We start from the raw sequence: 932 nt of genomic DNA on the forward strand, positions 1-932 counted from the left end.
CCTGGGGACTGCGGCGGCGGCCCCGCTGTCCGTGCGGCATGCCGGGGGAGCGGCCAGCCTGCCCGGCGCACCCCGGCGCGCGGTGGTTTATGACCTGGGGGCGCTGGATGCACTGCATGCGCTGGGCGTGCCCGCGTCGGCGGTCGCAGGCGTGCCCCGGGCGCAGCTGCCCCGGTACCTGGACAGCTTCGCGCAGCGGCCTGCGGCGGGCGGGCTGTTCGAGCCCGACTACGAGGCGCTGAGCCGCCTGGCGCCCGACCTGATCATCGTGGGCGGGCGCTCGGCCGGCAAGGCCGAGGTGCTGGGACGCATCGCGCCCACGCTGGACCTGAGCGTCAGCGGCAAGCACATGCTGGCCGATATCGAACGCAACATCGCCACGCTGGCGCTGCTGTTCGGCCGCCAGGCGCAGGGCCGTGCGCTGGTGCAGCGCATCCACGCCGAGCTGCAGGGCCTGCGTGCCCAGGCCTCGCAGGCCGCGCCGGGCCTTCTGCTGATGGCCGTGAACGACAAGCTCCTGCCGCAGGCGCCGGGATCGCGCTTCGGCTTTCTGTTCGATGTGTTCGGCGCGCGCTCGGCGCTATCGGCTGCGCAACTGCCAGCCCGCGGCACCGCCTACGGCTTCGATGATGTGGCGCGGCTGGACCCCGAGTGGATCTACGTCATCGACCGCAACACGGCCACGGGCCAGGCGGCAGGCGGCGGCGAGATCTTGGCTTCGCGCAAGGTGTTCGACAACGCGCAGATCCACGCCACGGCGGCCGGCCGCAAGGGGCAGGTCGTCTTCCTCGATCCCAAGGGCTGGTACCTGATGGGCAGCGCCGGGCCGACGGCGCTGCTGGACAACATGGCGCAGCTGCGCCAGGCCTATGGCGCGGCGTCATCGCGTTGACCGCGGGCCAGGGCCGGCTCCCGGTCCTGGCCCCACAGCG

1 protein-coding gene is annotated in these 932 nt (G+C 73.3%); it reads left to right on the top strand.

The features are described 5' to 3' along the window. The first annotated feature begins 1 nt into the window (after window position 1). Entirely contained in the window at window positions 2-892 is an 891-nt protein-coding gene (locus L995_RS29645) for a siderophore ABC transporter substrate-binding protein (RefSeq protein ID WP_052195894.1), read from the top strand. Window positions 893-932: the final 40 nt, after the last annotated feature.

This window comes from Delftia sp. ZNC0008, assembly GCF_000799035.1.
Taxonomy (GTDB): Bacteria; Pseudomonadota; Gammaproteobacteria; order Burkholderiales; family Burkholderiaceae_C; genus Comamonas; species Comamonas tsuruhatensis.